The 24,653-nt window shown below is 71.4% G+C and carries 28 protein-coding genes and 1 pseudogene; 11 read left to right on the top strand and 18 right to left on the bottom strand.

The window, feature by feature from the left end:
- Positions 1-263: 263 nt before the first annotated feature.
- Positions 264-1,232: a nucleoside hydrolase gene (locus tag ABZ079_RS07445; protein WP_356938440.1), complete on the top strand. Its 969-nt coding sequence runs from the start codon at positions 264-266 to the stop codon at positions 1,230-1,232.
- 28 nt (positions 1,233-1,260) lie between these two features.
- On the opposite strand, the pseudogene ABZ079_RS07450 reads toward ABZ079_RS07445, so the two are convergent.
- A pseudogene (locus ABZ079_RS07450) lies at positions 1,261-2,114 on the bottom strand (LAETG motif-containing sortase-dependent surface protein).
- A gap of 198 nt (positions 2,115-2,312) precedes the next feature.
- Between ABZ079_RS07450 and ABZ079_RS07455 the strand changes: the two are divergent.
- Positions 2,313-3,959 (top strand): glycoside hydrolase family 13 protein, encoded by a 1,647-nt coding sequence (locus ABZ079_RS07455; protein ID WP_356938441.1) that lies wholly within the window; start codon positions 2,313-2,315, stop codon positions 3,957-3,959.
- On the opposite strand, the gene ABZ079_RS07460 is transcribed toward ABZ079_RS07455, so the two are convergent.
- Complete coding sequence (locus tag ABZ079_RS07460) at positions 3,956-4,708, bottom strand: DUF4142 domain-containing protein (protein ID WP_356938589.1); 753 nt, start codon at positions 4,706-4,708, stop codon at positions 3,956-3,958. The genes ABZ079_RS07455 and ABZ079_RS07460 overlap by 4 nt on opposite strands.
- 263 nt (positions 4,709-4,971) lie before the next feature.
- On the opposite strand from ABZ079_RS07460, the gene ABZ079_RS07465 reads away from it, so the two are divergent.
- The 4 genes from ABZ079_RS07465 to ABZ079_RS07480 all read left to right on the top strand — a co-directional run bounded on the left by ABZ079_RS07465 (position 4,972) and on the right by ABZ079_RS07480 (position 8,485).
- Entirely contained in the window at positions 4,972-5,658 is a 687-nt protein-coding gene (locus ABZ079_RS07465; protein WP_356938442.1) for a DUF6445 family protein, read from the top strand.
- 72 nt (positions 5,659-5,730) lie between these two features.
- A complete protein-coding gene (locus ABZ079_RS07470; RefSeq protein WP_356938590.1) occupies positions 5,731-6,426 on the top strand; it encodes a DUF4328 domain-containing protein in 696 nt (231 codons plus the stop codon).
- Positions 6,427-6,779: 353 nt separating this feature from the next.
- On the top strand, positions 6,780-7,445 hold the full coding sequence (locus ABZ079_RS07475; RefSeq protein WP_356938443.1) for an SDR family NAD(P)-dependent oxidoreductase: 666 nt from the start codon (positions 6,780-6,782) through the stop codon (positions 7,443-7,445).
- Between the two features lie 83 nt (positions 7,446-7,528).
- Complete coding sequence (locus ABZ079_RS07480) at positions 7,529-8,485, top strand: MIP/aquaporin family protein (RefSeq protein ID WP_356938444.1); 957 nt, start codon at positions 7,529-7,531, stop codon at positions 8,483-8,485.
- Positions 8,486-8,886: 401 nt separating this feature from the next.
- On the opposite strand, the gene ABZ079_RS07485 is transcribed toward ABZ079_RS07480, so the two are convergent.
- On the bottom strand, positions 8,887-9,792 hold the full coding sequence (locus ABZ079_RS07485; RefSeq protein WP_356938445.1) for a hypothetical protein: 906 nt from the start codon (positions 9,790-9,792) through the stop codon (positions 8,887-8,889).
- Positions 9,793-10,089: 297 nt separating this feature from the next.
- Here ABZ079_RS07485 and ABZ079_RS07490 point away from each other — a divergent pair, with 297 nt between their 5' ends.
- Positions 10,090-10,866 (top strand): VOC family protein, encoded by a 777-nt coding sequence (locus tag ABZ079_RS07490; RefSeq protein WP_356938446.1) that lies wholly within the window; start codon positions 10,090-10,092, stop codon positions 10,864-10,866.
- A 477-nt stretch (positions 10,867-11,343) separates the two neighbouring features.
- Here ABZ079_RS07490 and ABZ079_RS07495 read toward each other — a convergent pair whose 3' ends face one another.
- From ABZ079_RS07495 to ABZ079_RS07535, 9 genes are all read right to left on the bottom strand, one after another.
- Positions 11,344-11,544, bottom strand: coding sequence for a hypothetical protein (locus ABZ079_RS07495; RefSeq protein ID WP_356938591.1), 201 nt, complete (start codon positions 11,542-11,544; stop codon positions 11,344-11,346).
- Positions 11,545-11,701: 157 nt separating this feature from the next.
- Positions 11,702-13,180, bottom strand: a complete 1,479-nt coding sequence (locus tag ABZ079_RS07500; protein ID WP_356938447.1) for a DEAD/DEAH box helicase — start codon at positions 13,178-13,180, stop codon at positions 11,702-11,704.
- Between the two features lie 179 nt (positions 13,181-13,359).
- A complete protein-coding gene (locus tag ABZ079_RS07505; RefSeq protein WP_030952702.1) occupies positions 13,360-13,563 on the bottom strand; it encodes a cold-shock protein in 204 nt (67 codons plus the stop codon).
- 453 nt (positions 13,564-14,016) lie between these two features.
- Positions 14,017-14,172 (bottom strand): DUF6131 family protein, encoded by a 156-nt coding sequence (locus ABZ079_RS07510; RefSeq protein WP_356938448.1) that lies wholly within the window; start codon positions 14,170-14,172, stop codon positions 14,017-14,019.
- Between the two features lie 60 nt (positions 14,173-14,232).
- The gene (locus ABZ079_RS07515) at positions 14,233-14,853 is read right to left on the bottom strand and encodes an alkaline shock response membrane anchor protein AmaP (protein WP_356938449.1); all 621 of its coding nucleotides are present in this window, start codon (positions 14,851-14,853) and stop codon (positions 14,233-14,235) included.
- Between the two features lie 85 nt (positions 14,854-14,938).
- Positions 14,939-15,649, bottom strand: coding sequence for a DUF6286 domain-containing protein (locus ABZ079_RS07520; protein ID WP_356938450.1), 711 nt, complete (start codon positions 15,647-15,649; stop codon positions 14,939-14,941).
- A gap of 127 nt (positions 15,650-15,776) precedes the next feature.
- The gene (locus ABZ079_RS07525) at positions 15,777-16,190 is read right to left on the bottom strand and encodes an Asp23/Gls24 family envelope stress response protein (RefSeq protein WP_356938451.1); all 414 of its coding nucleotides are present in this window, start codon (positions 16,188-16,190) and stop codon (positions 15,777-15,779) included.
- The gene (locus ABZ079_RS07530) at positions 16,187-16,348 is read right to left on the bottom strand and encodes a hypothetical protein (RefSeq protein WP_356938452.1); all 162 of its coding nucleotides are present in this window, start codon (positions 16,346-16,348) and stop codon (positions 16,187-16,189) included. The genes ABZ079_RS07525 and ABZ079_RS07530 overlap by 4 nt, the downstream gene beginning before the upstream one ends.
- Before the next feature lie 76 nt (positions 16,349-16,424).
- On the bottom strand, positions 16,425-16,907 hold the full coding sequence (locus ABZ079_RS07535; RefSeq protein WP_356938453.1) for an Asp23/Gls24 family envelope stress response protein: 483 nt from the start codon (positions 16,905-16,907) through the stop codon (positions 16,425-16,427).
- A gap of 155 nt (positions 16,908-17,062) precedes the next feature.
- Between ABZ079_RS07535 and ABZ079_RS07540 the strand changes: the two genes are divergently transcribed.
- The 3 genes from ABZ079_RS07540 to ABZ079_RS07550 are packed head-to-tail and all read left to right on the top strand — an operon-like array spanning position 17,063 to position 18,686.
- The gene (locus ABZ079_RS07540) at positions 17,063-17,644 is read left to right on the top strand and encodes a sigma-70 family RNA polymerase sigma factor (protein WP_356938454.1); all 582 of its coding nucleotides are present in this window, start codon (positions 17,063-17,065) and stop codon (positions 17,642-17,644) included.
- Entirely contained in the window at positions 17,635-18,303 is a 669-nt protein-coding gene (locus tag ABZ079_RS07545) for a hypothetical protein (RefSeq protein ID WP_356938455.1), read from the top strand. Before ABZ079_RS07540 ends, ABZ079_RS07545 begins: the two co-directional genes overlap by 10 nt.
- Positions 18,303-18,686 carry a hypothetical protein gene (locus ABZ079_RS07550; RefSeq protein WP_356938456.1) on the top strand — a complete coding sequence of 128 codons (384 nt, stop codon included), beginning with the start codon at positions 18,303-18,305 and terminating at the stop codon, positions 18,684-18,686. Before ABZ079_RS07545 ends, ABZ079_RS07550 begins: the two co-directional genes overlap by 1 nt.
- A 248-nt stretch (positions 18,687-18,934) precedes the next feature.
- Here the strand turns inward: ABZ079_RS07550 and ABZ079_RS07555 are convergent, their stop codons facing one another.
- On the bottom strand, positions 18,935-19,222 hold the full coding sequence (locus ABZ079_RS07555) for a hypothetical protein (protein WP_356938457.1): 288 nt from the start codon (positions 19,220-19,222) through the stop codon (positions 18,935-18,937).
- A 79-nt stretch (positions 19,223-19,301) separates the two neighbouring features.
- A complete protein-coding gene (locus ABZ079_RS07560; protein ID WP_356938458.1) occupies positions 19,302-19,562 on the bottom strand; it encodes a hypothetical protein in 261 nt (86 codons plus the stop codon).
- 493 nt (positions 19,563-20,055) lie between these two features.
- On the opposite strand from ABZ079_RS07560, the gene ABZ079_RS07565 reads away from it, so the two are divergent.
- On the top strand, positions 20,056-20,793 hold the full coding sequence (locus tag ABZ079_RS07565; protein ID WP_356938459.1) for a flavodoxin family protein: 738 nt from the start codon (positions 20,056-20,058) through the stop codon (positions 20,791-20,793).
- A gap of 162 nt (positions 20,794-20,955) precedes the next feature.
- Here ABZ079_RS07565 and ABZ079_RS07570 read toward each other — a convergent pair whose 3' ends face one another.
- Genes ABZ079_RS07570 through ABZ079_RS07585 form a run of 4 tightly spaced genes read right to left on the bottom strand, consistent with a single transcriptional unit; the run spans position 20,956 to position 24,457 of the window.
- The gene (locus ABZ079_RS07570; protein ID WP_356938460.1) at positions 20,956-21,882 is read right to left on the bottom strand and encodes an SUKH-3 domain-containing protein; all 927 of its coding nucleotides are present in this window, start codon (positions 21,880-21,882) and stop codon (positions 20,956-20,958) included.
- Positions 21,879-22,250 carry a YwqJ-related putative deaminase gene (locus ABZ079_RS07575; protein ID WP_356938461.1) on the bottom strand — a complete coding sequence of 124 codons (372 nt, stop codon included), beginning with the start codon at positions 22,248-22,250 and terminating at the stop codon, positions 21,879-21,881. The genes ABZ079_RS07570 and ABZ079_RS07575 overlap by 4 nt, the downstream gene beginning before the upstream one ends.
- Before the next feature lie 10 nt (positions 22,251-22,260).
- Positions 22,261-22,737 (bottom strand): SUKH-3 domain-containing protein, encoded by a 477-nt coding sequence (locus ABZ079_RS07580; RefSeq protein ID WP_356938462.1) that lies wholly within the window; start codon positions 22,735-22,737, stop codon positions 22,261-22,263.
- A 19-nt stretch (positions 22,738-22,756) separates the two neighbouring features.
- On the bottom strand, positions 22,757-24,457 hold the full coding sequence (locus tag ABZ079_RS07585) for a YwqJ-related putative deaminase (RefSeq protein WP_356938463.1): 1,701 nt from the start codon (positions 24,455-24,457) through the stop codon (positions 22,757-22,759).
- Between the last annotated feature and the right edge of the window lie 196 nt (positions 24,458-24,653).

Below are 24,653 nucleotides of genomic sequence, written 5' to 3' on the forward strand. Positions count from 1 at the left end.
GCGCGGAATTCCCGTCCTCCGGGGATGATGAAGTTCGCATCACGCTCGGGCTGCCCCCGACCTACCCGCGTGGCTGGTCACTCGGGGCAAGTCCGCCCGCAGGTCCCCTCGACCGGAGATCATGTATCGGTTGGAGGGCGAGCGCGCCACCGCCCAGACCGACCGCGCATCGCCCTGACAGCGATTCACTCTTCCCTGTTCTGTTCCACAGGAGCGCGGCTCCTTCCCCGGCCCGAAGACCGGGGCGTCCTCGGAGGAATCCAGTGACCGGTCAGCCCATCCCCGTGATCATCGACTGCGACACCGGTGTCGACGACGCCCTGGCCCTGCTCTTCGCCGTACGCCACCCGGGCCTGGACCTCAGGGCGGTGACCTGCGTGGCCGGGAACACGGACGTCGAGGGAGTGGTCCGCAACACCCTGACCGTGCTGGAGCAGGCGGGTGCTCCCGACATCCCGGTGGCGCGGGGTGCCGGGCGTCCGCTGATCGAACCGGCCCGCCCGGCCCAGCATGTGCACGGCGTCGACGGCATGGGCGACCTGGGCCTGCCCGCGCCGACCCGGGCCCCGGTCGGCGAGGACGCCGTGACCCTGCTGCGCCGGGAGATCCTCGCCTCCCCGCGCCCGGTGACGCTGATCCCGACCGCGCCCCTGACCAACATCGCCCTGCTGCTGCGCACCCACCCCGAGGTGACCCGCAACATCGAGCGGATCGTGTTCATGGGCGGCGCGGTGGCCACCGGGAACGCCACGCCGGTCGCCGAGTTCAACGTCTGGCACGACCCGGAGGCGGCGGCGATCCTGCTGACGGCCGGGGTGCCGATCACGATGTACGGCCTCGATGTCTTCATGCAGGTCGTCGTCCCCGGCCCCGAGGTACACCGGCTGCGCGCGAGCACCGAGCCCGGCACCCGTCTGGCCGGTGAACTCCTCGCCCACCGGCCGACCACCCAGGGCGGCGAGCCCGAGGCGGAGGAGGCGGGCGGTCTCGGCGACGCGGGCGCGGTGTGCGCGGTCGCCGACCCGCAGGGGATCACCACGCGCCTCCTCCCGGTCGAGGTCTCCCTCGCCCCCGGCCCGACCCGCGGCCAGACGATCGTCGACCGGCGCCCCCGTGCCGGGGAGTCCGAGATCCACGAGGGCCGTCGCGAACGAGCCCTCGTGGACGTGGCGTCGCAGGTCGACGTGGACCGCTACGTCAAGCTCTACCTGGAGACGGTGGAGCGCCCCTAGCCTCTCCTGGCCGCCCCCGGTGGGACGGTCACCTCCGGCCGGCGACCCGCCGACGGCGTGCGGAGACCACACGCACCGCCCCCGAGCACCAGCACAGCCGCCCCGCCGGCGATCAGCCCCGAGTTCCCACCCCCACCGGTCTCGGCGAGGTCACCGTCCCCGCCGTTCGCCGAGGGAACCGGAGCCGCGCTGGACGACGACGAGGGGACCGGCTCGGGCGAATCGGTGGACGACGTCTCCTTGTCACCCGGCGTAGGCGTGGCGGAGCCCTCCGCCGGGCCGGACGGCGTGCCGGAGGTGCTCGGCGCGGGCGTCCGCGTCTCGGTGCCGGTCGTGCAGTCCTTCGTCCCGCCGTTCCACGCGGCGATCAGCTTGTCCTTGATCACCGGCCGGTCCGGACCCTTGGGCAGCTCCCCGTGCGCTACCCGTCGTGCGCGTCGGGCTTGCCGTCGTACCTCACGGCCCCCCGGTAGAGGTCGATCTGCGCGAAGCAGCCCGCGTCCGGCACCGCGATGTCGAGGGTGTCGGTCCGCCCCGGCTTGACGTTCACCGTGTCGAAGTCGGCGAAGACCTGCTCACCGGAGGTGGCGAAGGTGGCTCCGTGGGCCTGGTACGAGGCGAGCGAGGCAGTGCAGAGGCTCGCGTCCCCGGCGGCGCGGACCGTGACGTGGACCTTGCCGTCCGCCGTCGGCCTCAGGTTCTGGTCGTCGACCTTCACCGAGTCGTAGAAGTCCGTGCCGTTCAGCGAGAACCGGCAGCGGTCGGTGCCGGTCTCGGTGCCGGCGCCCGTGCCGGGCGCGTGTGGCCGCCCGTCGGTCAGCCGTCACCGCCGGGCGCGCCGCCGTGGGCCCAGGCGCAAGTCAGAAGGAACACTGGGCCCATCGGTCATATGCGCCACGGTGTGAGGACATGGTGATCGGCGCTGTTCAGAGCTGTCAACCTGCGCTGTTGCGGGGGGAGTTCAAACCGTCGTCACAACTTCATCACACAGGGAGTGATCCCCTCCGCAACGTTCGAATGTTCCCTTTCCGGGCAATGTGGACAGATTCTGTACTGTCGTCCTTCCCGAAGGGATCCCCTATGGCAGACCTCTCCTCCAGGAACCCCGACTGGTGGCGGCAGGCCGTCGTCTACCAGGTCTATCCGCGCAGCTTCGCCGACGCCGACGGCGACGGCCTGGGTGACCTCAAGGGCGTCGCCCAGCGCCTGAACCACCTCGCCACGCTCGGCGTCGACGCCCTGTGGCTGAGCCCCTTCTACCCCTCCGAGCTGGCCGACGGCGGCTACGACGTCGCCGACCACCGGAGCGTCGACCCGCGCCTCGGCACGATCGACGACTTCGCCGCGCTGGTCGCCGAGGCGCACCGGCTCGGCCTGAAAGTCGTCGTCGACATCGTCCCCAACCACACCTCGCACCTGCACCCCTGGTTCCAGGAGGCCCTGCGGGCCGCGCCCGGCTCCCCCGCCCGCGACCGCTACGTCTTCCGCCCCGGCCGGGGCGCGCACGGCGAACTCCCGCCCACCGACTGGCAGTCCGTCTTCGGCGGCAGCGCCTGGCGGCGGACGCCAGACGGCGAGTGGTACCTGCACCTCTTCGCGCCCGAACAGCCCGACCTCAACTGGGACAACGAGGAGGTCCGCGCCGACTTCCGCACCACCCTGCGCTTCTGGTCCGACCGGGGCGTCGACGGCTTCCGCATCGATGTCGCCCACGGCCTGGCCAAGGACCTCACCGAGCCCCTGCGGGACGTCGGCGGCATCGGTGCCACCGGCGAGGAGTCGCTGCTGCGCGTCCCGCCCGGCAGCCACCCCTACTGGGACCGTGACGAGGTCCACGAGATCTACCGCGACTGGCGCAAGGTCTTCGACGCCTACAGCCCGCCCCGCACCGCCGTCGCGGAGGCCTGGGTCCCCGGTGCCCGCCGCGCCCTGTACGCCCGCCCCGACGAACTCGGCCAGGCCTTCAACTTCGAGTTCCTGGAAACCGGTTGGAGCGCGGAGGAACTCCGGCAGGTGATCACCGGCGAACTGGCCACGGCCCACGCCGCCGGCGCCTCCGCGACCTGGGTGCTCTCCAACCACGACGTCGTACGCCACGCCTCCCGCCTCATGCTCCCGCCCGGCACCGACCCTGGCGCCTGGCTGCTGTCGGGCGGAAACGCACCCGCCATCGACACGGCGGCCGGTCTGCGCCGGGCCCGGGCCGCGACCCTGCTGATGCTGGCGCTGCCCGGATCCTCGTATCTCTACCAGGGTGAGGAACTGGGCCTGCCCGAGGTGGCCGACCTGCCCACCGAGGTCCTCCAGGACCCCATCTGGGAGCAGACCGGGCATGTCCGCAAGGGCCGTGACGGCTGCCGGGTGCCGCTGCCGTGGACGTCGACCGGTCCCTCGTACGGCTTCGGGCCCGGCGGCGCCTGGCTGCCGCAGCCGGCGTCGTTCGCGTCGCACGCCGTCGAGGCGCAGGCCGGCACGGAGGGCTCCACCCTGGAGCTGTACCGCACCGCCCTGCGCCTGCGCCGCAAGCTGCTGGCGGGCGAGACGCTGACCTGGACCCCGGAGGCCCCCGCCGGCGTGCTGGACTTCACCCGCTGCGAGGCCTGGCGCTGCGTCACCAACCTGACCGGTGAGCCGGTGCCCCTCCCGCCGGGCGAGGTCCTGCTGAGCAGCACCCCGTTGACGGACGCGGGCGCTCTGCCCCCTGACACCACCGTCTGGCTCGGCTAACGCACGGTCGGGCTGGGACTGGGCGCGGCGCCACCGCCCGTACCACCGCCGCTGCCGGTGACGCCGTTCAGGTCCAGCGGGGTGGACGTGGCGGTCGGCGGTGGGGCGAGCACCACCTCCGGCTGGCCCGCGGCCGGGGCCGGCGGCGTCAGGTCGGACGAGGGAAGCTTCGGCGGGGTGGTCTGATTGAAGAGGGTCTGGTCGAAGTCGACCAGGCCGGTCTTCTCCATCACCGTCATGTGGTCCAGGACCGTGTCGTTGGCCTGGTCGGCGAGGGCGCGCACCAGCGAGTTCTTGGTCGTCGAGCGGACCTTCGCGATGGTGTTGAAGATCGAGCCGTGCGTCATCCGCAGGATGTTGGCGAAGTCGGTGTCGAACTGCTTGCCGTCCTCCCCCTTCAACTGGTTGACGAAGCCCTGCTGCTGCGGACTCGCCACATTGGGGAGCGTGATGTTCAGCATGGGGGCGATCTTGCGGCAGGAGGCGTCCAGCGCGGCGTGCCCGTCGACCAGATGCTCGCTGGCCGTCTTGACCCCCTTGCTGCTGCCCTTCTGCAACCCGATCTGACCGAGCGGGTACTCCCACAGGCCGGCCGCCCGCACCTTGACCACGAAGTCCCGGTCGCCCTCGGTGAGCGGTCCCCACTGCGTATCGGCAATGATCCGCGACTGCGAGCTGGAGACGGTGCTCAGGCCGAGCATGCTCGGGTAGGCGAGTGCCGCGAGGGTGAGGACCATCGCACCGCCCACGAAGAGAGTTCCCGTCGCGTTCCGCGAAAAGCGCACCGTGCCTCCTGCCCGGTCAGGGATCCCGCCCGCAGCGACGGCGCGGGCGGTTCGGACACACAGCAGTACGGACGGGAGGGCACTTCGTCTCGGTCGCGCAGGTAAAAAGTGCCGAACCCCGGGATACGGGCCCGCGTTGCCCGCCCTTGGTGCTCATGACGAACGGTTGAGGAAAGGTTGACCCTTCTCCGGGAGAAGCGGACGGAACGCGCCCCTAGATTCACGGCATGCCTCCACAGTCGGCCCCCAGACCGTCCGCCGCGCTCCCCGTCCTGCCCTACCGCAAGCCCACCAAGGGGCGCGACTACTGGGTGCTGGACGACGTCCTGCCCGACGTGGACGCCGTACGGGAGCGGTGCCTGGCCAGGGAAGACTGGGTCAAGGGTCACCCGTACACCTCCGAGACCTGGCCGGGCCTGCGGGCCGTGCCCGGCCTGGAGCCGGATGAACTCGCCCGCGTCCAGCGGCTGGTGAAGACGTCGACCGGTGCCGAGGAGCTGTGGGTGCGGCGGGCGCCCGGCGGCGCCACCCTCCACCACAACTGCGTCCAGGTGGTCGGCGAGGGCGAGAGCGAGCCCCGCCCGCACACCGACTCCCGCGCGCTGTGCCGGTACGCGGCCGTGCTGTACCTCAACCCGCACGTGCCCCGGGACTGCGGCACCAGCTTCTACCGCCAGTCCCTGCCCGGTAGCCGGCTCGGCGGCAACGTGGTCCAGGCCCCGCACCACAACCTCGTCGAGGCCCTCGGCACCCGCTTCGTGGCCCCCGACGCCTTCGAGGAGGACGTCCGCGTCCCCCACAGGTACAACCGCCTCCTCCTCTACAAGGCCAACCTCGTGCACAGCGCGACCGGGTACTACGGCAGGACGCTGAAGGAGAAGCGCATGACGGCGGTCTTCTTCTGGATGGCCTGACCCCTGCGGCCGGCGGGGTGCTCCTGGCGGCCCGGGACCCGGGTGCGTCAGGATGAACCGGTGACCGAACAGATGGACCAGGCCTCTGCCCGTCCCTTCGGGCTTCGGCCCGTTGAGTTGCCGGGGCAGTTGGCTGTCGGGGGATTGTTGCTCGCCGGGGGTGCCTGGGTGGTGCGAGGCGTGTGGGAGATCCGGCTGTCGATGGCCGGGGAGCCGGCCTCCGGACCGCCGGATCAGGGGGACGGGGTGCACCGGCCGCTCAACGCACTGGAGGATTCGTACCACTTCGTGACCACCCTCGCGGGTGGCGCCGGCTTCCTGTGCGCGCTGCTCTTCGTGTCGTGGCTGTGGCGCCTGCGGGACAACGCGCGCGCTCTGTCGGGGGAGGAACCCAGGTACGGCGGGATCTGGGTGTACCTCGGGTGGATCGTGCCCATCCTGAATCTGTGGGTTCCCCGGGGCATCGTCGCCGACGCCTTCGAGACCACCGCGCCGGGGCGCAGGATCCCGGCCTCCCTCAACATGTGGTGGGGGCTGTGGCTGATCGGCATGCTCAGCGGGGTCGGGCTCTTCTACAGGGACTCCACCGACGAGATCATCGCCCGCGCGTACCACGAGGTGTGGCCGCTGCTCGCGAGTGACGCGGCCGTGGTCGGGGCCGCCGTCGCGGGCGCGTTCGCCGTACGGGCCATCACCCGTGTGCAGGAGGAGCGGATGCGGGCCGGGCTGACAGCCGGTGAACCGGTGGGGGCCCTGCCGCTGTCGTAGCCGCGGAGACACCGTTCGGGCCGCCGGCGGCCCGGACGCCGACGTAGCCGTTGCGGCACCGGCCCGGTCACGCCCGCCCAGACCCGGCCGTACCAGGGGTTGCCGGTGAGCCCCGGACGTGCCGCCACCACGTCGTCCAGGAACTCCGCGCGGGCGCTCTCCAGCGGTACGCCGGGCCACCACAGGGAGTCGCACTCCGCGCGGAGGAGGAAGGCCGCCCCGTCCGCCTGGAAGCGGTGGCGGTGCAGCCAGTCCTGTCCGCGGCCGGGGCATAGGACTGATGGCGGTGGTGGGCCGGCCTGGGTGATCCAGGTGAGTGTGGGGCCGTGCCGTGTGCGGTACGGATGCTGGGCATGAGCAGTATCGCGATCGTGGGGGCCGGGCCCGGCCTGGGGGCGGCCGTTGCGCGCCGGTTCGGGCGGGAGGGGTACGACGTCGCCCTGGTCGCCCGGGACCGGCACCGGTTGGACGTGATCGTCGACGGGCTCGCGGGTGAGGGGATCACCGCGCGTGGGTTCACCGCCGATGTGCGCAGGCCGGAGGAGCTGGCCTCGGCGCTGGACGCCGCCGCCAGTGCGCTGGGGACCGTCGAGGTGCTGCAGTACAGCCCCGTCCCGCACCGGGACTTCATGCGGCCCGTGCTGGACACCGGGCACCGGGATCTCCTCGGGCCGATCGAGTTCTCCGTGTACGGGCCCGTTGCCGCTGTGCGGCAGGTGTTGCCGGGGATGCGGCGGCTCGGGCGCGGGACCATCCTGTTCGTCAACGGGGGGACCGCCGCCGTGCCCCATCCCGAGCGGGCCGGGACCTCGATCGCGTTCGCCGCGGAGAGCGCGTACGGCCATCTGCTGCACCAGCGGCTCGCGGGAGAGGGCATCCATGTCGCGCAGCTCGTGATTCCCGGGGCGATCGTGGCCGGGCACGCCCGGAAGGATCCGGCTGCTCTCGCGGAGACCCTGTGGGGCATGCACCGGGAGCGGCACGGTTTCCGGCACTACGCCGACGACCTGGACAGCTGACGGAGCCCTGTCACCCTGCGTGAAGTGGGTTTGTGAGCCAATATGGTGATGTTGGCCGCATTGCTCTCTTCAAGGGGGCCTCAATGGCTGTCGAAATCCCTCCACTCGTCAAGCCGTCCCGGTTCAGAAGCCGGGGAGGGCTGCTGGGCGAGTGCCTGGCGGAGTTCCTCGGGACCTTCGTCCTCATCTCCTTCGGCTGCGGCGTGGTCGCGATGGCGGTCGCCGCGCTGCCCGGCTCGGGCCGGGCCGCGACCACCACCACGATCTTCCTCGCGGCCGGTGACTGGCTGCTGATCACCTGGGGCTGGGCCATGGCCGTCATGCTCGGCGTCTACGTCGCCGGCGGCGTCAGCGGCGCCCACCTCAACCCCGCGGTGACCCTGGCGATGGCCCTGCGCCGGGGCTTCTCCTGGGCCAAGGTCCTGCCGTACTGGTTCGCGCAGGTCGTCGGCGCCTTCACCGGGGCGGCCCTCGTCTACCTCGTCTACCACAACGCGATCGACGCCTTCGACAACGCCGTGAAGGGCCCGAAGGTGAACGGGCACACCAACGCCACGTTCTCCATCTTCGCGACCTTCCCGGCCCCCTACTTCAACGGCGGCGTCTGGGGGCCGCTGATCGACCAGATCGTCGGCACGGCCTTCCTGCTCATGCTGATCGCCGCCGTCATCGATCTGCGCAACCAGGCGGTGAAGGCGAACCTCGGCCCGCTGATCGTGGGCCTCGTCGTCGCCGCCATCGGCATGTCCTACGGCGCCAACGCGGGCTACGCCATCAACCCGGCCCGCGACTTCGGACCGCGCCTGTTCACGTACGCGGCGGGCTGGGACGGCCTGGCGTTCCCCGGGAGCGTGTCCGGCGCGTTCAGCGCCTACTGGTGGATCCCGATCGTCGGCCCGCTGATCGGCGCGGGCATCGGCATCCTGATCTACGACCTGTTCATCGGCGACATCCTGCACGTGCGCGCCGAGCTGGCCGAGCTGCCCGAGCCGGGCCGGACCCGGCCGGTGAAGACCGTCGACGAGGACGACGAGTACTGACCCCTTCGGCCTCGGTCCCCCCCGGCGGGCCGTCGTCGCGATCTCCTCCGGTGCCGCCGGACGGCGTGCGAGCGCCCGGCGGCCGGTGGGCGCGAGGGCGGCCCAGGTCCGCGGCCGCTGCCCAGGCAGCCCTCGCGGATGCTGACGTGACCCGTCTTCTCCAGCGCGGAGAGGGTCTTGCTCAGCGTGGAGCCGGAGACCCGGACAGCAGTCCCGCAGGACGCCGAACTCCGCCTCGCCGCAGGCGGAGAGGTAGGCGGCGAGCGCCGGCCGGGTGGGCGGTGCGGCTCCCGGTCCAGCACCGGGTCCACTGACCGCGTCCGCCGGGCAGGCCTTTCCGTGCACCAGGCCTGTGCGGCCGGATCCGGGAACCTTTGATCCGTCTCGTGGCCCGCCGTGGGTCAGCCGAGGCACACCAGGACCAGGCAGAGCTGCGTCGGCGAGGTCGACGCGGGCGCCGGGGCGGTTCCGGACGTGCCGGAGTCCGTGCCGGAGTCCGTGCCGGGGTCCGTGCCGGAGCCGGTGCCGCCGTCGGTGGCGGCAGGCGCCTCGGGTGGCGTCGCCGTACCGGTGCGGTCGGGGGCCGTGCCGGCGGCGGACGGTGCGGTGGCGCGCCGCTGCGGGGTGCTCGGTACCGCCTGGCGGGGCGGCGGGGCGGTGTCCGGCCGGGACACCGGAGCCGTACGGGGGGTGTCCGGCAGGGACTGCTGCCGCGGCACGCCGGTGGCCGGCGACTGCGCCGCGGGGGTGGCGGTGTGTGCCGGCCGGTGCGGGGTGGGCGGCGCCGGCACGGGCTGGGCGGGGTCGGCCGTCCGCTCCTCGGCCACGCCCATGCTCCTGTTGTCCGGCGCGGTGGCCGCCTGCGCCCGGTCGGCGGAGTTCCGGTCCATCGCGGCGATGGTCAGGCCGCCTCCGACGATCGCGACGGCGGTCGCCACCGCGGCCCGGCGCCGGCTCTTCTTCCAGCGGGCCAGCTGACGGCGCCGCGCCGCCCGCCCCCGCGGCGCGGGAGGCGCGCCCTCGACCTCGTCGGCCGGGCCTGCGTACGGTGCCCCGGTCCCGCCGCCCCGCTCCGTCGTGTCACCCGGTGATCCGTCCTGCCAGACGCTGACGACGGTGTCCGGTCCCGCGGCGGTGGTCGCGTCGGACGCGGTGCCCGTCCCCGCCGAGCCGGCGGCCCGGGCCGGGTCGCCGAGGGCGCCGGTGCCGTCGGTGCCGGGCGGGGCGATGTCCGGGGCGTACGCGCCGCATCCCGGACACACCAGGGCACCGTTGAGGTGCCGACGGCACGAGGAGCAGTAGTCCATGCGCGGTCTTCCTGAGTTGACTGCACCGTCGGCCCGCCTGGGCCACGGCCTGGTCACGCTCGCCCAGGGGATCGAGCGACCCATCACGCTAACGAGCCTTTCGAAAGGCTGTGTGCAGCCCGTGTGGCACTCCTGCACAGATTCTCCGGCCCGATGTGTTCACCGCTCGCTCACGCCGGCCCGTCCTTCCCCAGCCGGGTGAACCCGCCGGGACGTCCGGGCCGACGCACCGTGCTCCGCCTCCGCCGGTGGGCATAGTGGCGGGCGGCTCCGCACCGGACCGGCAGGAGGAAACACATGCTCGGCACAGAATTCCGCACCGGCTCGCCCATCTGGATCGACCTCGGCAGCCCCGACACGGACGCGGCCGTCGCCTTCTACGGCGCCGTCTTCGGGTGGCGGTTCGCGTCCGCCGGTCCCGAAGCGGGCGGCTACGGCTACTTCCAGAAGGAGGGCAGGACGGTGGCCGCCCTCGGGCCGCTGACCGAGGAGAGCGCCACGTCCGCCTGGATGACGTACTTCCGGACCGACGACGTCCAGGCCACCGCTCGGGACGTGGCGTCCGCCGGCGGCACGGTGCGCGCCGAACCCGTGACCATGGGCAACGTGTCCATGGCCCAGTTCACCGACCCCCAGGGCGCGCAGTTCGCCGTGCTCCAGTCCCACCAAGGCCTGGAGGCGGCGTCCGAGGACGACACGCTGGTCTGGGTCGAACTGCACGTCGGCGACCCGGAGGCGGCGATCGGCTTCTACCGCGGGCTGTTCGGCTGGCGCACGGAGGAGATGCGGACGCCGGGCATGACGTACCAGGTGCTCAGCGTCAAGGACGGCGACCAGCGGGAGGGCTCCTTCGGCGGTGTGGCTCCGCTGCAGGCCGGTCCGGAGGACGCGCGCTGGGTGCCGTACTTCGCCGTGGCCGACACGGACGCGGTCGCCGCCGCCGTACAGGGCAACGGCGGGACGGTGCTCATGCCGGCGGCGAACGTGCCCGACGTCGGCCGCATCGCCTGGCTGGCCGACCCGGCGCAGGCGGTGTTCGCCGTACTCCGGCCGGACCCGCGCCAGGCAGCCTGAGAGCGGCCGGGCGGGCCACTTCGGCTTCCGCCCGTCGGCCCTCGACTCCGTCGAGGTGTGCGCGGCGCCGACCGGCTTGTACTCGGGGGGACGGCCAGGAGTTCGGGCTGCCGGTTCTGCGGGACCGCACCATGCGGGCCGCAGAGCGGCGGCAGGCGTGCCACCAGCCGTCTATCGGCTCTCGACCCGTAACGGCGCGGCCTCGAGACCGCCGACGTCGTGCTGATCGGCAGCGGAGTGAAGACGCGAGACGTCGTCGCGGCCGCCGCTCGGACCTTCGCGGCAGCCGATCGGTTTCGCAGTGCTCCGGGGCGCTGGTGCGGGCGCGCCTCGGGCTGCTGGACGGCATGCCGGCTTGCACGGACATGACGAGCCGCCCCACGCTCAGCGGTCACAAGTAACGAACGGGCCCTCGCTCCTGTCCACCGGCGGCTTCCCGTTCGTCCGCGTGAAGGGGGCGGGGCTCGGCGAGGTGGATCAGCCGCAGACGGGGACGAGCCGGGACGGGCCGCCGAGTACGTCCCGCAGGCGGATGCGGTCCGTGTACATGGAGCTGTCGCGGTGGACCGCGAGTTCGGTCTGCGTGACCGAGCCCGTGCACTCGTCGTCCCCGTCGCACACGAGCAGGTACTCCACCCGGGCACCGGCCATGACGGACAGGGCCACCTCGACGGTCATGTCGTCGGAGACCCGCGGGCCGGCCGCGTCCAGGCGGCCGGCACCGGTCGCACAGCCGGGAGCCGGGTGTCGTTGCGTCTGAACCGGTGTCAAAGCTGCCTCCTGCGGGATGGGTGGGCGTTCGGGTCGCGTCGGCTCCGGGCGGACCGCCGACACGTCACGCGGCGCGGCGCCTCTCCGCGGACCGGCGCTGGGCGGGGCGACCGCGGCGGCTGCGGGACGAAGGTGCCGAACCGGACGCAGCGGCCGCGGTGCGGCGGGCACGTTCCGGGGCCGGCACGGTGATGACGACCGGGACACCGGACGGCGCCTGGGCGCCGGTGATGCGGCTCAGCTCCGCCTCGCCCGAGCGCACCGGAGTGATCGTCGGGGTGATGCCGGCCGAAGCCATCAGTCGGCTCATGCCGCGACGCTGGTCGGGCGTCACCAGGGTGACGACGCTGCCGGACTCCCCCGCGCGGGCCGTACGACCGCCACGGTGCAGGTAGTCCTTGTGGTCGCTGGGCGGATCGACGTTGACGACCAGGTCGAGGTTGTCGACGTGGATGCCGCGGGCCGCGACGTTGGTGGCCACCAGGACCGTGACGTGACCGTCCTTGAACTGCGCCAGCGTCCGGGTGCGCTGCGGCTGGGACCTGCCACCGTGCAGGGCGGCGGCGCGGACACCGCTGCTGAGCAGGTGCTTGGTCAGCCGGTCCACGGCGTGCTTGGTGTCCAGGAACATGATGACCCGGCCGTCCCGTGCCGCGATCTCCGTGGTCGTCCGGTGCTTGTCCGCGTCGTGCACCTGGAGCACGTGGTGCTCCATCGTGGTGACGGCACCGGCCGACGGGTCGACGGAGTGGACCACCGGGTCGGTCAGGTAGCGGCGGACCAGGAGGTCGACGTTGCGGTCCAGGGTGGCCGAGAAGAGCATCCGCTGGCCCCCCGGCCGCACCTGGTCGAGCAGGGCGGTGACCTGGGGCATGAAGCCCATGTCGGTCATCTGGTCGGCCTCGTCCAGGACGGTGACGGCGACGTCGTCCAGCCGGCAGTCGCCCCGCACGATGAGGTCCTTGAGCCGACCCGGTGTCGCGACGACGACCTCGGCTCCGGCCCGCAGCGCACTCGCCTGCCTGCCGATCGACATTCCACCGACCACGGTGGTCAGGCGCAGCCGTACGGCGCGGGCGTACGGGGTGAGCGCGTCGGTGACCTGCTGGGCGAGCTCGCGGGTGGGTACGAGGACCAGGGCCAGCGGCTGCCGTGGCTCGGCGCGCCGACCCGCCGTGCGGGCCAGTACCGCGAGGCCGAAGGCGAGGGTCTTGCCCGACCCGGTACGGCCTCGGCCGAGTACGTCACGGCCGGCCAGGGAGTTCGGCAGGGTCGCCGCCTGGATCGGGAACGGTACGGTCACGCCCTCGTGGGCGAGCGCGGCCAGCAACGGCGCCGGCATGGCGAGATCGGCGAACGACTCGACGGCGGGCAACGCGGGCGTGACCGTCTTCGGCAGCGCGAACTCGCCCTGGGGCGCGCTCGGCCGGCGTCCGCCGCCCGCGGAGCGGCGCGGAGCGCCGGAGCGGTTGGCGGCAGAGCCGCCGAAGCGGTCGTAGGTGCGGGCCGTGCGTGTGGTGCGTGCAGAACGTGCGCGGTTCATGCGGAACCTTCCTTGATGCGGGCGCGTATCAAGGAATTTCCGCAGCAAAATGAACGGCGCAGAGAATCGCGAGAACGGGCCGGAAAATGACAGGGACGAATCACCCTGAAAATGAAGCAAGCCGGGGCCCGCACCCCAAGGTGCGGGCCCCAGCTGCGAAGTACGCCTCAGTGCCGGTGTCAGGCGGGAACGATGTTCTCGGCCGTCGGACCCTTCTGGCCCTGCGCGATGTCGAACGACACCTTCTGGCCTTCCTGCAGCTCGCGGAAGCCCTGGGTGGCGATGTTCGAGTAGTGGGCGAAGACGTCGGCGCCGCCGCCGTCCTGCGCGATGAAGCCGAAGCCCTTTTCGGCGTTGAACCACTTCACAGTGCCAGTAGCCATGTCATTTCTCCTTCGGAAACGGTGCTCGGAGTCCGCCCTGTGCGGGCTCCGTGTCGCCGTGATGATCTGCCCGTCGGAAAAACCTTTTGGCAACCACAACTGCAACTTGCTTCGACAGTAGCATGGGGCCGCTCGGCCAGGTGCGGCGAATAATTCCGCTTCGCTTGCGGGCAGGGGAATATTCGCCGCGCCCCGTGCCGAGTTCTCCCTTCCAGGCCACAGATATCGTTTCTCCCGGGGCGCAGCGTTGCTGTCCGCGTTTCCGGCCACAGCGCCATGACCTGCCTCGACGGACCCGTGGAGCTGCGGCCGCCGACGGACGGCCGGGACGCCGACGATCCCGTCGACGGCCGGGTGCCGAGACGAAGGCCACATCGGCGGGCGGAGGGGAAGAACCTCTCCGCCCGCCGGTTCGGACCGCTCACCGGTAGCGGTGGCGGTCACCAGTAGTGGTCACCAGTAGTGGTGACGCCCGCCGACGGCGTGACCCAAGCTGCCGAGGATCCACAGGATCACGCCGATGACCACGAGGATGATCCCGATGGTCCACAGGATGGAGATGCCCAGGAGGAAGCCGGCGACGAGCAGAATGATGCCCAGGATGATCATGATGTCTCCCTTGTAGGGGTGTGTCTTCCCGCTGTGAAGCGGATCTCGGGAGGAAGAGGGCTATTGCGCGCGGCGGGCTTTGTGGCGGGCGACGCGCAGTCGGGCCTCGGTGGCCATGTCCGGCCGGCCGGTGGACTGGCCGGCGGTGCGCAGGGGGCCGTCGCAGAGTGCTTGGAGGACGGCCTTCGGTGACCCCTGGGGGGTGAGGGTGAGATCGACGCGGGCTCGGGGGTGGGCGGCTCGGCCGGTGATGCCGACTTCCGCCTGCTGGACACCCGGAAGGGCACCGGCTTCGTCGGAGATCGCGTCGGCGAGCGCCTTGCCGCGCAGTTCGACGCCCGCCTGCGGGGACGCCTGCGGGGACGTACCGCCGACCGCCACCGCGCCCGGGCGAGGCCGGCGCAGCTGGACGAGCAGCCACCACAGCGCGAGGAGGGTGACCAGGGCGAGGACGGCGATGACCGCCGGCCACCACCACCAGCCCTGGCCGCTCCAGCGGACACGGTCGGCGGAGCCCAGCAGGACGTCGTCGGGGGTGGTCAGGGGCCAGCCGGCGGGCGGTGTCAGGCGGTGCCTCCGGTAGCGGTCGAATCCGGCCGCGAGCACCAGCAGGCCGCCGGCGAGCAGTACCAGGCCGGTGAGGGCCAGCAGAATGCGGTTGGGTGCGGGTCGCGGCGTCATGTGCGGGCTCCGGTCCTGAGGTCCGGTCGGGTATCCGTGAAGAGCGTGCACGGTCCGGGTGCCGGGGTCTGGCGGCGGGTGCCGGTCACGGCGTGCGCCGCCGTACGCGTACGACGACCCGGGGAGGGCGGCCGAGAGCGAGCCGGTCGCGCTCCTCGCCGAGTACGGCGGCGAGGTCGTTCTTCACCTCCTGCGGGTCGCGGAAGCGGACGTCCGCGCGGGCCTTGACACGGTGGCGGCGGACCCGGACGCGAGCCGCGGCGACGCCCGGGACCCGCAGCGCGGCGTCGCGCAGCAGGACGGCGGCGCCGTCGCGGTCCAGTGCGGCCCGCAGCCGGGGCGGGGGACAGCCGGCAGGGGAGCGCAGGGGCAGTTGATGACGCAGCCCCGGGCTGAGCGCCAGGACGATCAGCCAGAGGCCGACGGCAGCGGCCACGGCGGCTCCGGTGAGCATCCACACGTCGTCCACCGGACGAGTGGCCAGCTCGTCGGCCAGGTGCCTGCGCCAGGTCGCCGCCCGCCTTCCCGCCCGTACGGCGACGACGTCGATCAGCGCCGCGCCCGCCGCCACGAGGATCACCGAGGCCACCAGCGCGGCCGGGAGGCGTCGCGCCGACCAGGGGCGGTGGGACGAGCGCCGTCCGTCGCGGTCCCCCGCCGCCGATTTCGCCGGGGGAGCGGTGTGGTGGGGCGGCTCGGGCTCGGTCGGCTCCTTCGTCAGCGGCACCCTGCCCTGGTGCGCCGGCGCTGACGGGGCGGCGGAGTCACGGCCGAGAGGGCCCGGTTCGGTCGTCATGCCGGTCCTCCTTCATCGACGGTGTGCCCGGCGCTCGGGGGCGGTGCCGGATGGCCGCCGTCCCGCCGTCCGCCTCCGGTCCGCGTTCGTCGGGGGTGTGTCCGGTGGCCGGGGCGGCCTTCGGGGGTCACCGGACCCGTCCCCGGCTGGCGCCTGCGGTGGTCACCAGTCGACGGACGGTGAGGGTGACCTCTCCCACCCGCAGACCGGTCAGCTCAGCCACCCGCTCGGCGACGTCGTGCTGTATCCGCTCGCAGACGAGGGGAAGGTCGGTGGGGTAGGGAAGGTCCAGGTCCAAATGCACGCGCACCGAACCGGTGCGTACGGCCGCGGATGCGCTGGGCGCCGCCGATCCGTTCGGGTCGGGCGGCAGGGCGGCGCGCCGCGTCTGGGCCGTACGCGCGGCCTGGGCGGCGATATGGGCGACCGCTCTGTCGCGGATGACGGTGGCGCCCCGCTCGGCCGGGGGCGGCAGCCCGACGGCAGGTGCCGGCGGGTCGGGGCCGCCCTGGGACGCGGCGGAGTCCGTTCGGGTGCTCACCGCTGCCTCCGGAGGTCGAGGTCGCCCTGGACGGCGAGGCCGGCGATCAGCCCGGCCGTGCCCAGGACCAGGACCAGCAGGAAGGCCCAGAAGCCGCCGAAGTAGCCGGCGAAGCCCAGGGCCATGCCGGCCCCGAGGCCCGTAGTCGCTGCGTTCATCTCGCACTCACCCAACTCGTGAGCCCCGCCCACTGACCACCGCTCAGGTAGGGACGCGGCGGTGCGTCGGGGCGGATCACCTCACGCGGCCCTCATCCGGTCCGGACTCTTCCTCATCGTCGGGAAGGTGGACGTCGTCGACGGCGATGTTCACCTCGACGACCTCCAGGCCCGTCATCCGCTCCACCGCGCTGATCACGTTGGAGCGCACGTCACCGGCGACGTCGACGATGGAGACGCCGTACTCGACGACGACGTCCAGGTCGACGGCGGCCTGCCGCTCCCCGACCTCCACCTTCACGCCTCGCGTGACGCCGCCGCCTCCGCCGGGGACGCGTTCCCGCATGGCCCCGAAGGCGCGGGCCATGCCCGCCCCGAGCTTGTAGATGCCCGGTACCTCGCGGGCGGCCATGCCCGCGATCTTGGCCACCACGCCGTCCGCGATGGTGGTCTTCCCCCGGGTCTCCGCCGGAGCCCCGGCCCCGGTGCGTCCCTTCAGTGCGCTCACGCCGGTATCGGGCCGGTTGCCCAGGCCGATGCTGGTGCTGTTCTCCGTCATGGCGGTCGCCTCGATCGGTCGGCCGGACATCGTGTGATGTCCGTCGGAAACTTGGACACCCCCGGGCGCCGACTTCTCACACAAGTTAAGTGTGACTCACATCACACACCAAGCGGTGGGTACCCGCCCTTCGCAAGCTGTGGACGGGAGCGGGCATGAACGAAGGTCAACGGACCGGTTCCGCACCACCGGTGTACGACCTGCCGGACCGAGTGCTGGCGGTACGGGCGGCCGAGGGCGACGACGACGCCTTCGCGGTGCTCGTCCGGCGGCACAGCCGGCCCCTCCTCGCCCTGGCCCGATGCCTGACCGGCAACGCCCAGGACGCCGAGGAGGCCGTTCAGGACGCCTTCGTCAGCGCCTGGCGGCGACTGCCGGAATACCGCCACGACGCCGAGTTCCGGACCTGGATGTACCGCATCACGGTCAACCGCTGCCTGACCATGCGCCACCGCCGCACGCCGCCCCTCCCCCTGGACACCGTGGCCGAACCAGCGACGGCCGACGCCTGGGGTTCGCCCGCCCGTACGGCAGAGCAGGACGCGGCCACGACCGCCCTGGCCTGCGCGCTGGACGAGCTGGAGACCGGACAGCGGGTCTGCTGGGTCCTGCGGGAACTGCAGGGCCTGCCCTACAAGGAGATCGCCCACGTGACCCGGACCAGCGAGCAGACGGTACGCGGCAGACTGTTCAGGGCGCGCCGGACCCTGCAGGAGGCGATGGCCCCATGGCGCTAGACGACCCGCACCCGCGTCCGCACCCGCCTCCTTCCGAGGCACCGGATGCCGCCGACGACGCGGCCCGGTTCGCGGGTGACGAACTGCTGCCCTGCGGCCGGCTGCTCAGCCGGGTCTGGGAGAGGGCGCAGGACGCCCCGCCGGCCGCGGATCCGCACACCCTGTCATGTCCCCACTGCCGCGCGGCGGTCGAGGGGCTGGCCGTCGTGAACGCGGCCACACGGACGCTGCGCGCCCAGGACCCACCCGGCCTGCGGGCCCTCGCCGACCGCGTCATGAGCGCCGTACGGGCCGAGGTCCGGCTCGGACGGCTGCTGCCCCTGGCCGACCCGGACCGGGACCTGCGGATCGCCGAGAGCGCCGCCGCGAAGGTGCTGCGGCGGGCCGCGGACACGGTGCCCGGTGCGCGGGCCGCGACCTGCCGCCTCGAACCCGCGGGCGCCGGCCCGGACGTGCGGGTGACCCTGACCCTGGCCGCCACCCTCGGCCGCCCGCTGCCCGACACGGCCCGCCAGGCACGCCGATCGGTGGCCGACGCCGCCGCACAGGCCCTGGGGCTCGCCGTGGCGGCGGTGGACATCACCGTGGTGGACGTACTGGAGCCGGCCCCACCCCTCGGCCCCGTGGCCGCCGGCAACTTCACGGGAGGGGGTACGTGATGGCCGCCCCAGGTCCGGCCCTCCCCCTCGGGACCGTGGCCGCCGCGGCGCTCGCCGTCCCCGGCGTGGCGGGCCTGCAACCCGGCCTCGTGCACCGCCTCGCGGCTGCCACCGCGCCCACCGGGTCGGATCCGACGGGGCACCGCACAGCGCCCCAGGCAGGCGTCCACGCCGAACGGGCGCCGGACGGCTCGGGATGGCACATCGAGGTGCGGTGCGTCCTGACCGAAGGCCGCGGGGTGCTGGACACGGCCCGCGAGGTCCACGACCGGGTACGGGCGGCCGTCCTCCCCCACCTCGCCGCTCCGGACGCCTTGGCAGCCACCGGCGTGACCGTCACGGTCACGGTCACCGGTATCGCGGCAGGGTCACGGTCCGCCTGAGGGCCACCAGGCCTCCCGGATCGACACCGCGCCTCGCGAACCGACGCCGTGCGCTGCCGAGCGGGCCCGAACCGGTCCGCTCAGCTCGCGAAGCGGCCCCTGCTCCGGCGTCGGCCCCGCGGCGGACATGAGCGAGTCGGCGGCCTGCTCGGTCGCCTCCGGCGGCACGACCGGCAGATGCCCTCGGTACGTCAGGCTTCCCCTGGTCGGGGCGGGCGGGGTCGGTCGTCCGACCGCGCCTCTCCCGCCTACTCCCGCTCCTCCTCCTGTCCCTCCTGTTCCTCCTGTTGCTCCATCAGGCGGATGCCCTCGTGCGTCAGCGAGACGGCGGCGGGGGTCCCGTGCGAGGTCCAGTCCACGCTGATCAGGCCGTCGTCGGCCAGGTAGGTGCAGGCGGCGGAGAGATCCTCGTCGGGCAGGCCCAGCTCGGCGCGGAGCGCCGATCCGCTGACCTCGGAGCGGTTGTGTCCGACGGCCCCGTACAGGGATCTCAGGACCGCCTTCCGGTTGGTCTTGCGTTCGCGGAGTGTCGTCATGGCTGTCGTTCTCCGAGGTGTGGACGGCCGCGCGGGGACGGGCGCGACGGCGGATCCCCCGAAACCTCGCGGTCCCCGATCACACCTCGTCGGCGTGTGTCTGCTCCTGACCCGACGATTCGCTGGTCGTCAGCCAGGAGCGTGCGGGTTCCGCGGCCTGCCCGGTGTCGAGGGTGAGATGGAGCCGGGTCCCTCCTTCGCGGCCGGCGGGGTAGCTGCGCTGTTCGGTCGAGGCGAAGCAGCGGCGGAGCACTTCGGCGACGCGACGGGCGGCCTCCGGCGTCGCCGCGACGATGCGGATCTCGGCGTGGCCCTCGGAGGGCAAGGGCTCGTGATCCATACGGACCTCCTGGCAGGCGGCGGGCAGGAACGCGTCGCTGCCCGACACGCCGGGCGACGGTGCGGGGGCTGCGGCGCGTTTCTACGACCGCCCCTGTGTGAAGGGTATGCCGGGCACCGGTGGCCGCGCGTGTCAGACCGGACCGTCGATCCAGCTCACCACCGGTGGCCCGAGCCCGGTGTGGGCGCTGCCGGAGTTGCGACGGCTTCACCCTCGCCCTCGTCACCGCCCAGCCGAACCGGAGGAGTCGGAGGCAGCGGATCACACGCCGCCTGGTCAAGGCGATGACACGTCGATGGTCACCCCGCCGTCGCTCAGCCGCTCAGCCGCTCTTCGGCCGGACTCCTCGTCTGTGCCGGCGACGCGCGCTTCGGCGCAAGCACGGCGGAAGCCGTTCAGAGGCGTTGGGATGGCGCCTGGCACGACGGTCCCGCAGGCTCGGTGTGGACGCGCCGCCGCGCACCGTGCGGCAGCATGGCTCTGGGAGGACCGTGTGACCGCTTCGTCGCCCGCCACCGACGCACCGCCGGCCCGGTATGACGACCTGCGGGCCCTGGTGATCAACTGCACCCTCAAACGCTCTCCGGAGACGAGCAACACCCAGGGCCTGATCGACCGCAGCATCGCGATCATGGGCGCGCAGGGAGTGCACGTCGACGTCGTACGGGCGGTGGACCACGACATCGCGACCGGTGTGTGGCCCGACATGAGGGAGCACGGCTGGGAGACGGACGCGTGGCCCGACCTGTACCGGCAGGTCATGGCGGCCGACATCCTCGTACTGGCCGGCCCCATCTGGCTGGGTGACAACAGCTCCGTGATGAAGCAGGTGATCGAACGCCTCTACGCCTGCTCCAGCCTGCTCAACGGGGCGGGCCAGTACGCCTATTACGGCCGCGTCGGCGGCTGCCTGATCACCGGCAACGAGGACGGTGTCAAGCACTGCGCCATGAACGTCCTCTACAGCCTGCAGCACCTGGGCTACACGATCCCTCCCCAGGCGGACGCCGGATGGATCGGTGCGGCGGGCCCCGGCCCCTCCTACCTCGACCCTGGCTCGGGCGGCCCGGAGAACGACTTCACCAACCGCAACACCACCTTCATGACCTGGAACCTGCTGCACCTGGCGCGGGCGTTGAAGGACCTGGGTGGCGTTCCGGCCTACGGCAACCAGCGCACGGCCTGGGACGCCGGCTGCCGCCACGACTACGAAAACCCTGAGCACCGTTGACATCCGGGGGTCGGCAAGCGCCCGGGACAGGCTCAGTTGGGGGGCGTCCGGGATGCGGCTCCGCTGATCCCGTCGCCGGGACGTGGGAAAGCGCACCGGATACATCAATCGGGTACATGGACTACCGCTGGTACAACAAGTACCTCAGCAGAGCCCCGCCTCTCATGACATCTGCTTCAGACCCCGCAGAGCGTCGCCGACTCGTACGTGGACGCTGCCGGTTTGCGCACCCGCTCCGACGCGGAGGCTGACCTCGACGTCGTTGACCTGCATGGCCAGATGTCCGAACCGGGCCGAGAACCTGACCAGACCGGCCGAGGTCTCCGCATGCACGCTGGGCACCTCTACGGCCAGCTTCACCTCACAGCCCACGCCGTCGGCGTGGGCCGCAAGGATCTCTTCCACGTCACGCACGATCGGCGACAGCGCCTCATCCAGGAGACCGTTCGGTATGCCGATCGACCGCCGGGCAATCTCAACCCCACTGCCCCGCAGACTGGTCAGAGTCAGGCAGACGCTCCTGGCGCTGTAAATACCGTGATGATGCAACACGTACACGGCTGTCAGCGCTGCCTGTACGGCTCCGACAACGGGACCGACGGCCGCCGCCGACTTCACGTTCCAGGCATGCTCGGTTTCGCGAAGCCTGCGAGGAGCCACCCCGGTGATCATGTTCTCGATGCCTTCGAGCGCACTGTCCCCCATGTGCCAGGAGCCACCGAGACCGAAAGAGAGAAGTTGCCCCTCTTCACCCACAGCAAGTACGGAGTCGTTTTCGGTCACACCGACCGGGAACAGAGCCACGCGGAGCCCGGCCGACAGGTGGTCCAACTTGATGAGTTGGAACCTGGCCTTCTCCGGATCGATGGAAAACCCGATGGACGCCACTTCCCGGCCCGGTTCCACCGGCCGGTGATCGAGGCCGTGGAACTTACTCAGAAAGGCTCTCGCGGCAGGAAATACCGACAGAGACGTCCCGTAGCTCTCCGCCATCGCTGCGAGTCGCAGCGCTGCCTGCATCGCCTCCTGCTCGACGTTCCTGCCTGCGGTCCAACCGATCCTCTCCGCAGCCCGGTGGTGCTGCGTCACTCGTCCACCACTTCGATGCCGAGACGCTCCAGCAGAGCTGCGCAAGAGCGGCACGGTTTCGCATGACGTCCGTGCTCCGGATCTCCTTCGGGGCGAATCTTTCTCGTCACCATGGCCGACCCCGAGAAATGCCCCGTCGCATCGTCGAGGGTCGTTCTCCCCCCGCTCGCAAGCTGCTCGTCCAAACCCCACAACTGATCGGAGATCAGCGCGGTCTCCGCGCAGTGACCCATGAACGGTTCCCGCTGCGCGGCAGGAAGCTGCTGAAGAAACTCGGCAACCGCGGGATGCAGGTCCGGATCCGAATCCGCGTCGAGGTCGGTCTGGCTGAAGATCTTGCCGTTCACCAGCAAGGACGCGGCGGTCATCGGAACATGCTCAGGCATAGTAGTCCTCCGCGTAGTCGAGCGGATAGCCACGCGAATAACTCATGAACGCCGAGTACTTGTCATTTCCGAGGAAGTACTCGCCGCTGTGATGCAGGTAGAAGAACCGCCCCGCTTCGTCCATGAGGATCGTGCCGCCGTCGTACGTGTCGTGCGCGACGGGGAAGACCTTTTTCCCCAGTCCGTCGGCGAGTTCTTGAACGTCTTCCGCTGCGCCCCGGTACATGAGGCGAGGATTGAACTCCACCCTGTCGTCGGTAGAGGCGCGCCGGGGCGCCACAAGACCGACGTGCTCACGCAGGAATTCGAGAGCGGGCTCGATGACATCAAGGCTGCCACCGTCATTACGGAATGACGCCTGAGCGAATTCGATCTCGGTGGCGGCGAGGTCGTCACATCGGCGCCCCGGGTACCACCCGGCAATCGACAGCCAGGCATCCACCGCCTCGGGTGACTTCAATACGCGCATGGTTATCGTCCTCTTTCGGTCAAACGGCCGTGACGCCGACGAGCGGCAGCATACGCTCGCAGGAGGGGCAGGGCTTCTTGTATTCTCCGTGAGCCAGATATCCGGGCTTGTCCGGATTCATATTGCCGATCTGCCGCGTATGCACCTGAGCCCCGTCCATGACTCTCCTGATGTCCTCGATGCTCCGTATGTCGACACCGTCACGCTCCGATATAGCGTGCAGTCGGTCGGATATCAAGGCCACTTCAGCGCACTGTCCGTGCCCGACCCCCACATCCGTACCCTCAGCCTGTACCTGCCGTTTGACTTCGTCCAGGGCGGACTGCAGGGCGGGATGAGTATCCAGTTTCTCTTGCGGTTCCGGGTTCTGCGGATTCTTCTTCAGCTTCGACACACTGGAATGCCCTGTCAGGATCCCTTCGTGCAGCAAGGCTCCCGAACACCCCTGCCTGATCCTGCCCTTGCTCAGCACAGGCTGCCCGTCCGCCCCGTTGGGAGCCTTCTGCGCTTCGTCCGCCAGGTCCTTCGCCTCCTGGATCAGCGCTCGGCGCTGATCTTCCGGGCTGAGGTGATCAACCTGCATCGCGTCACGGCGGTAGTGCCGCATCTGACCGGCGCTTCTGCCGTGCCAGTCGGGCTGCGGGTTCATGCGCCGAGGACCGTTCCCGCCGCCCCCTCCGCCGCCACCGCCGTTCCCGCCGCCCCCTCCGCCGCCACCGCCTGCTGAACCGCGCGGATCGACCTTGTTCACGTCGATGCCGTCGACCTGCTTGCCGATCCTGTGGTCGTTTTCCTTCTGGTGCCGAGAGGCGGCCTTCACGCGCTGCGGGATCTCGTCGCTGACGTGCTTGGCGGTACGGGTGACCGACTTGGTGGCAGCATCGAGCGCCTTCTCCAGGGCGTGGTCGAAGGCCTTGGTGAACCCGTCCCGGCCCTTCGTCCGGCCGAACGCGCCCTTCGCCTTGCCCAGATGGATATGGGCCTTGCTGCCGAGGTCCACGCCGTGGAGGGAGACCTTGCCGGCCCCGTCCTCGAACTCGGCATGGTCGATACGGGTCCGCTTGCCCGCACCGCCGCCCCCGCCCCCGCCGCCCGCGGAGGCAAGGGTCATGCCACCCGGAGTGCCGTGGCCCCCGCCGCTGGGGTGGAACGCACTCTCGGCCAGATCGAGCGCCGCATCGGCGGCGAGCTCTTCCAGCTTCGCCGTGACCGGCTCCGCCAGCTTGGCGGCGATCTCCGCGACGATCTCCTCGATCGCCTCCTTCACCAGTTTCTTCACGAGCTGCCGCATCAGGACGACCTCGCCCGCGGCAGCAGCGGCCGAGATACCCAAGGTGACACCGGACGCGGCGAGTTCGGCGACGATCGTCCCGGCGAGTACGGTCAGCTCGACCGCCGCCTTCGTCTTCATCGCGATGATGATCTCGGCGATCCGGTCACACACGAACGCGAACGTCCGTGCCACATCCGGGATCTTCTCCAGGTGACTGGTCTTCACGTACGACCAGTGCTGCTCCATGGCGTCGACCGCCCAGCCCTCCGAGGAGCTGAGGATCCGCGTGATCGCCTTGTGCGCGTCGCCGCCGTGGCCCTCGAACTTGTCTGCGAACTCACGGAGCGAGTCCGCCATATCCGTGTAGTCGTCCTCGTCCACGTTCGGCCAGTCGATGCCCGCAAGGTCGAGTGCCTGGTCGACGATGTCCGGCAGCACGATGCCCATGTCCCGTGATCCCCCGTTGCGTTCGGCGCTTCAGCAATGACAGCAAAGACCAGCTAAGCCTTCGTACGCACGTACTACCAACATGAACGGGGATCTCAGTGCAAGGTTGAGACAACTCACGCATGACAAAGAAGTCGAACGAAATGTATCGGGCAAGTCGAACGCATGGCAGGCACGTGCTTGTGTCCACCCTGCC

The organism is Streptomyces sp. NPDC006314 (assembly GCF_040613075.1).
Lineage (GTDB): Bacteria > Actinomycetota > Actinomycetes > Streptomycetales > Streptomycetaceae > Streptomyces.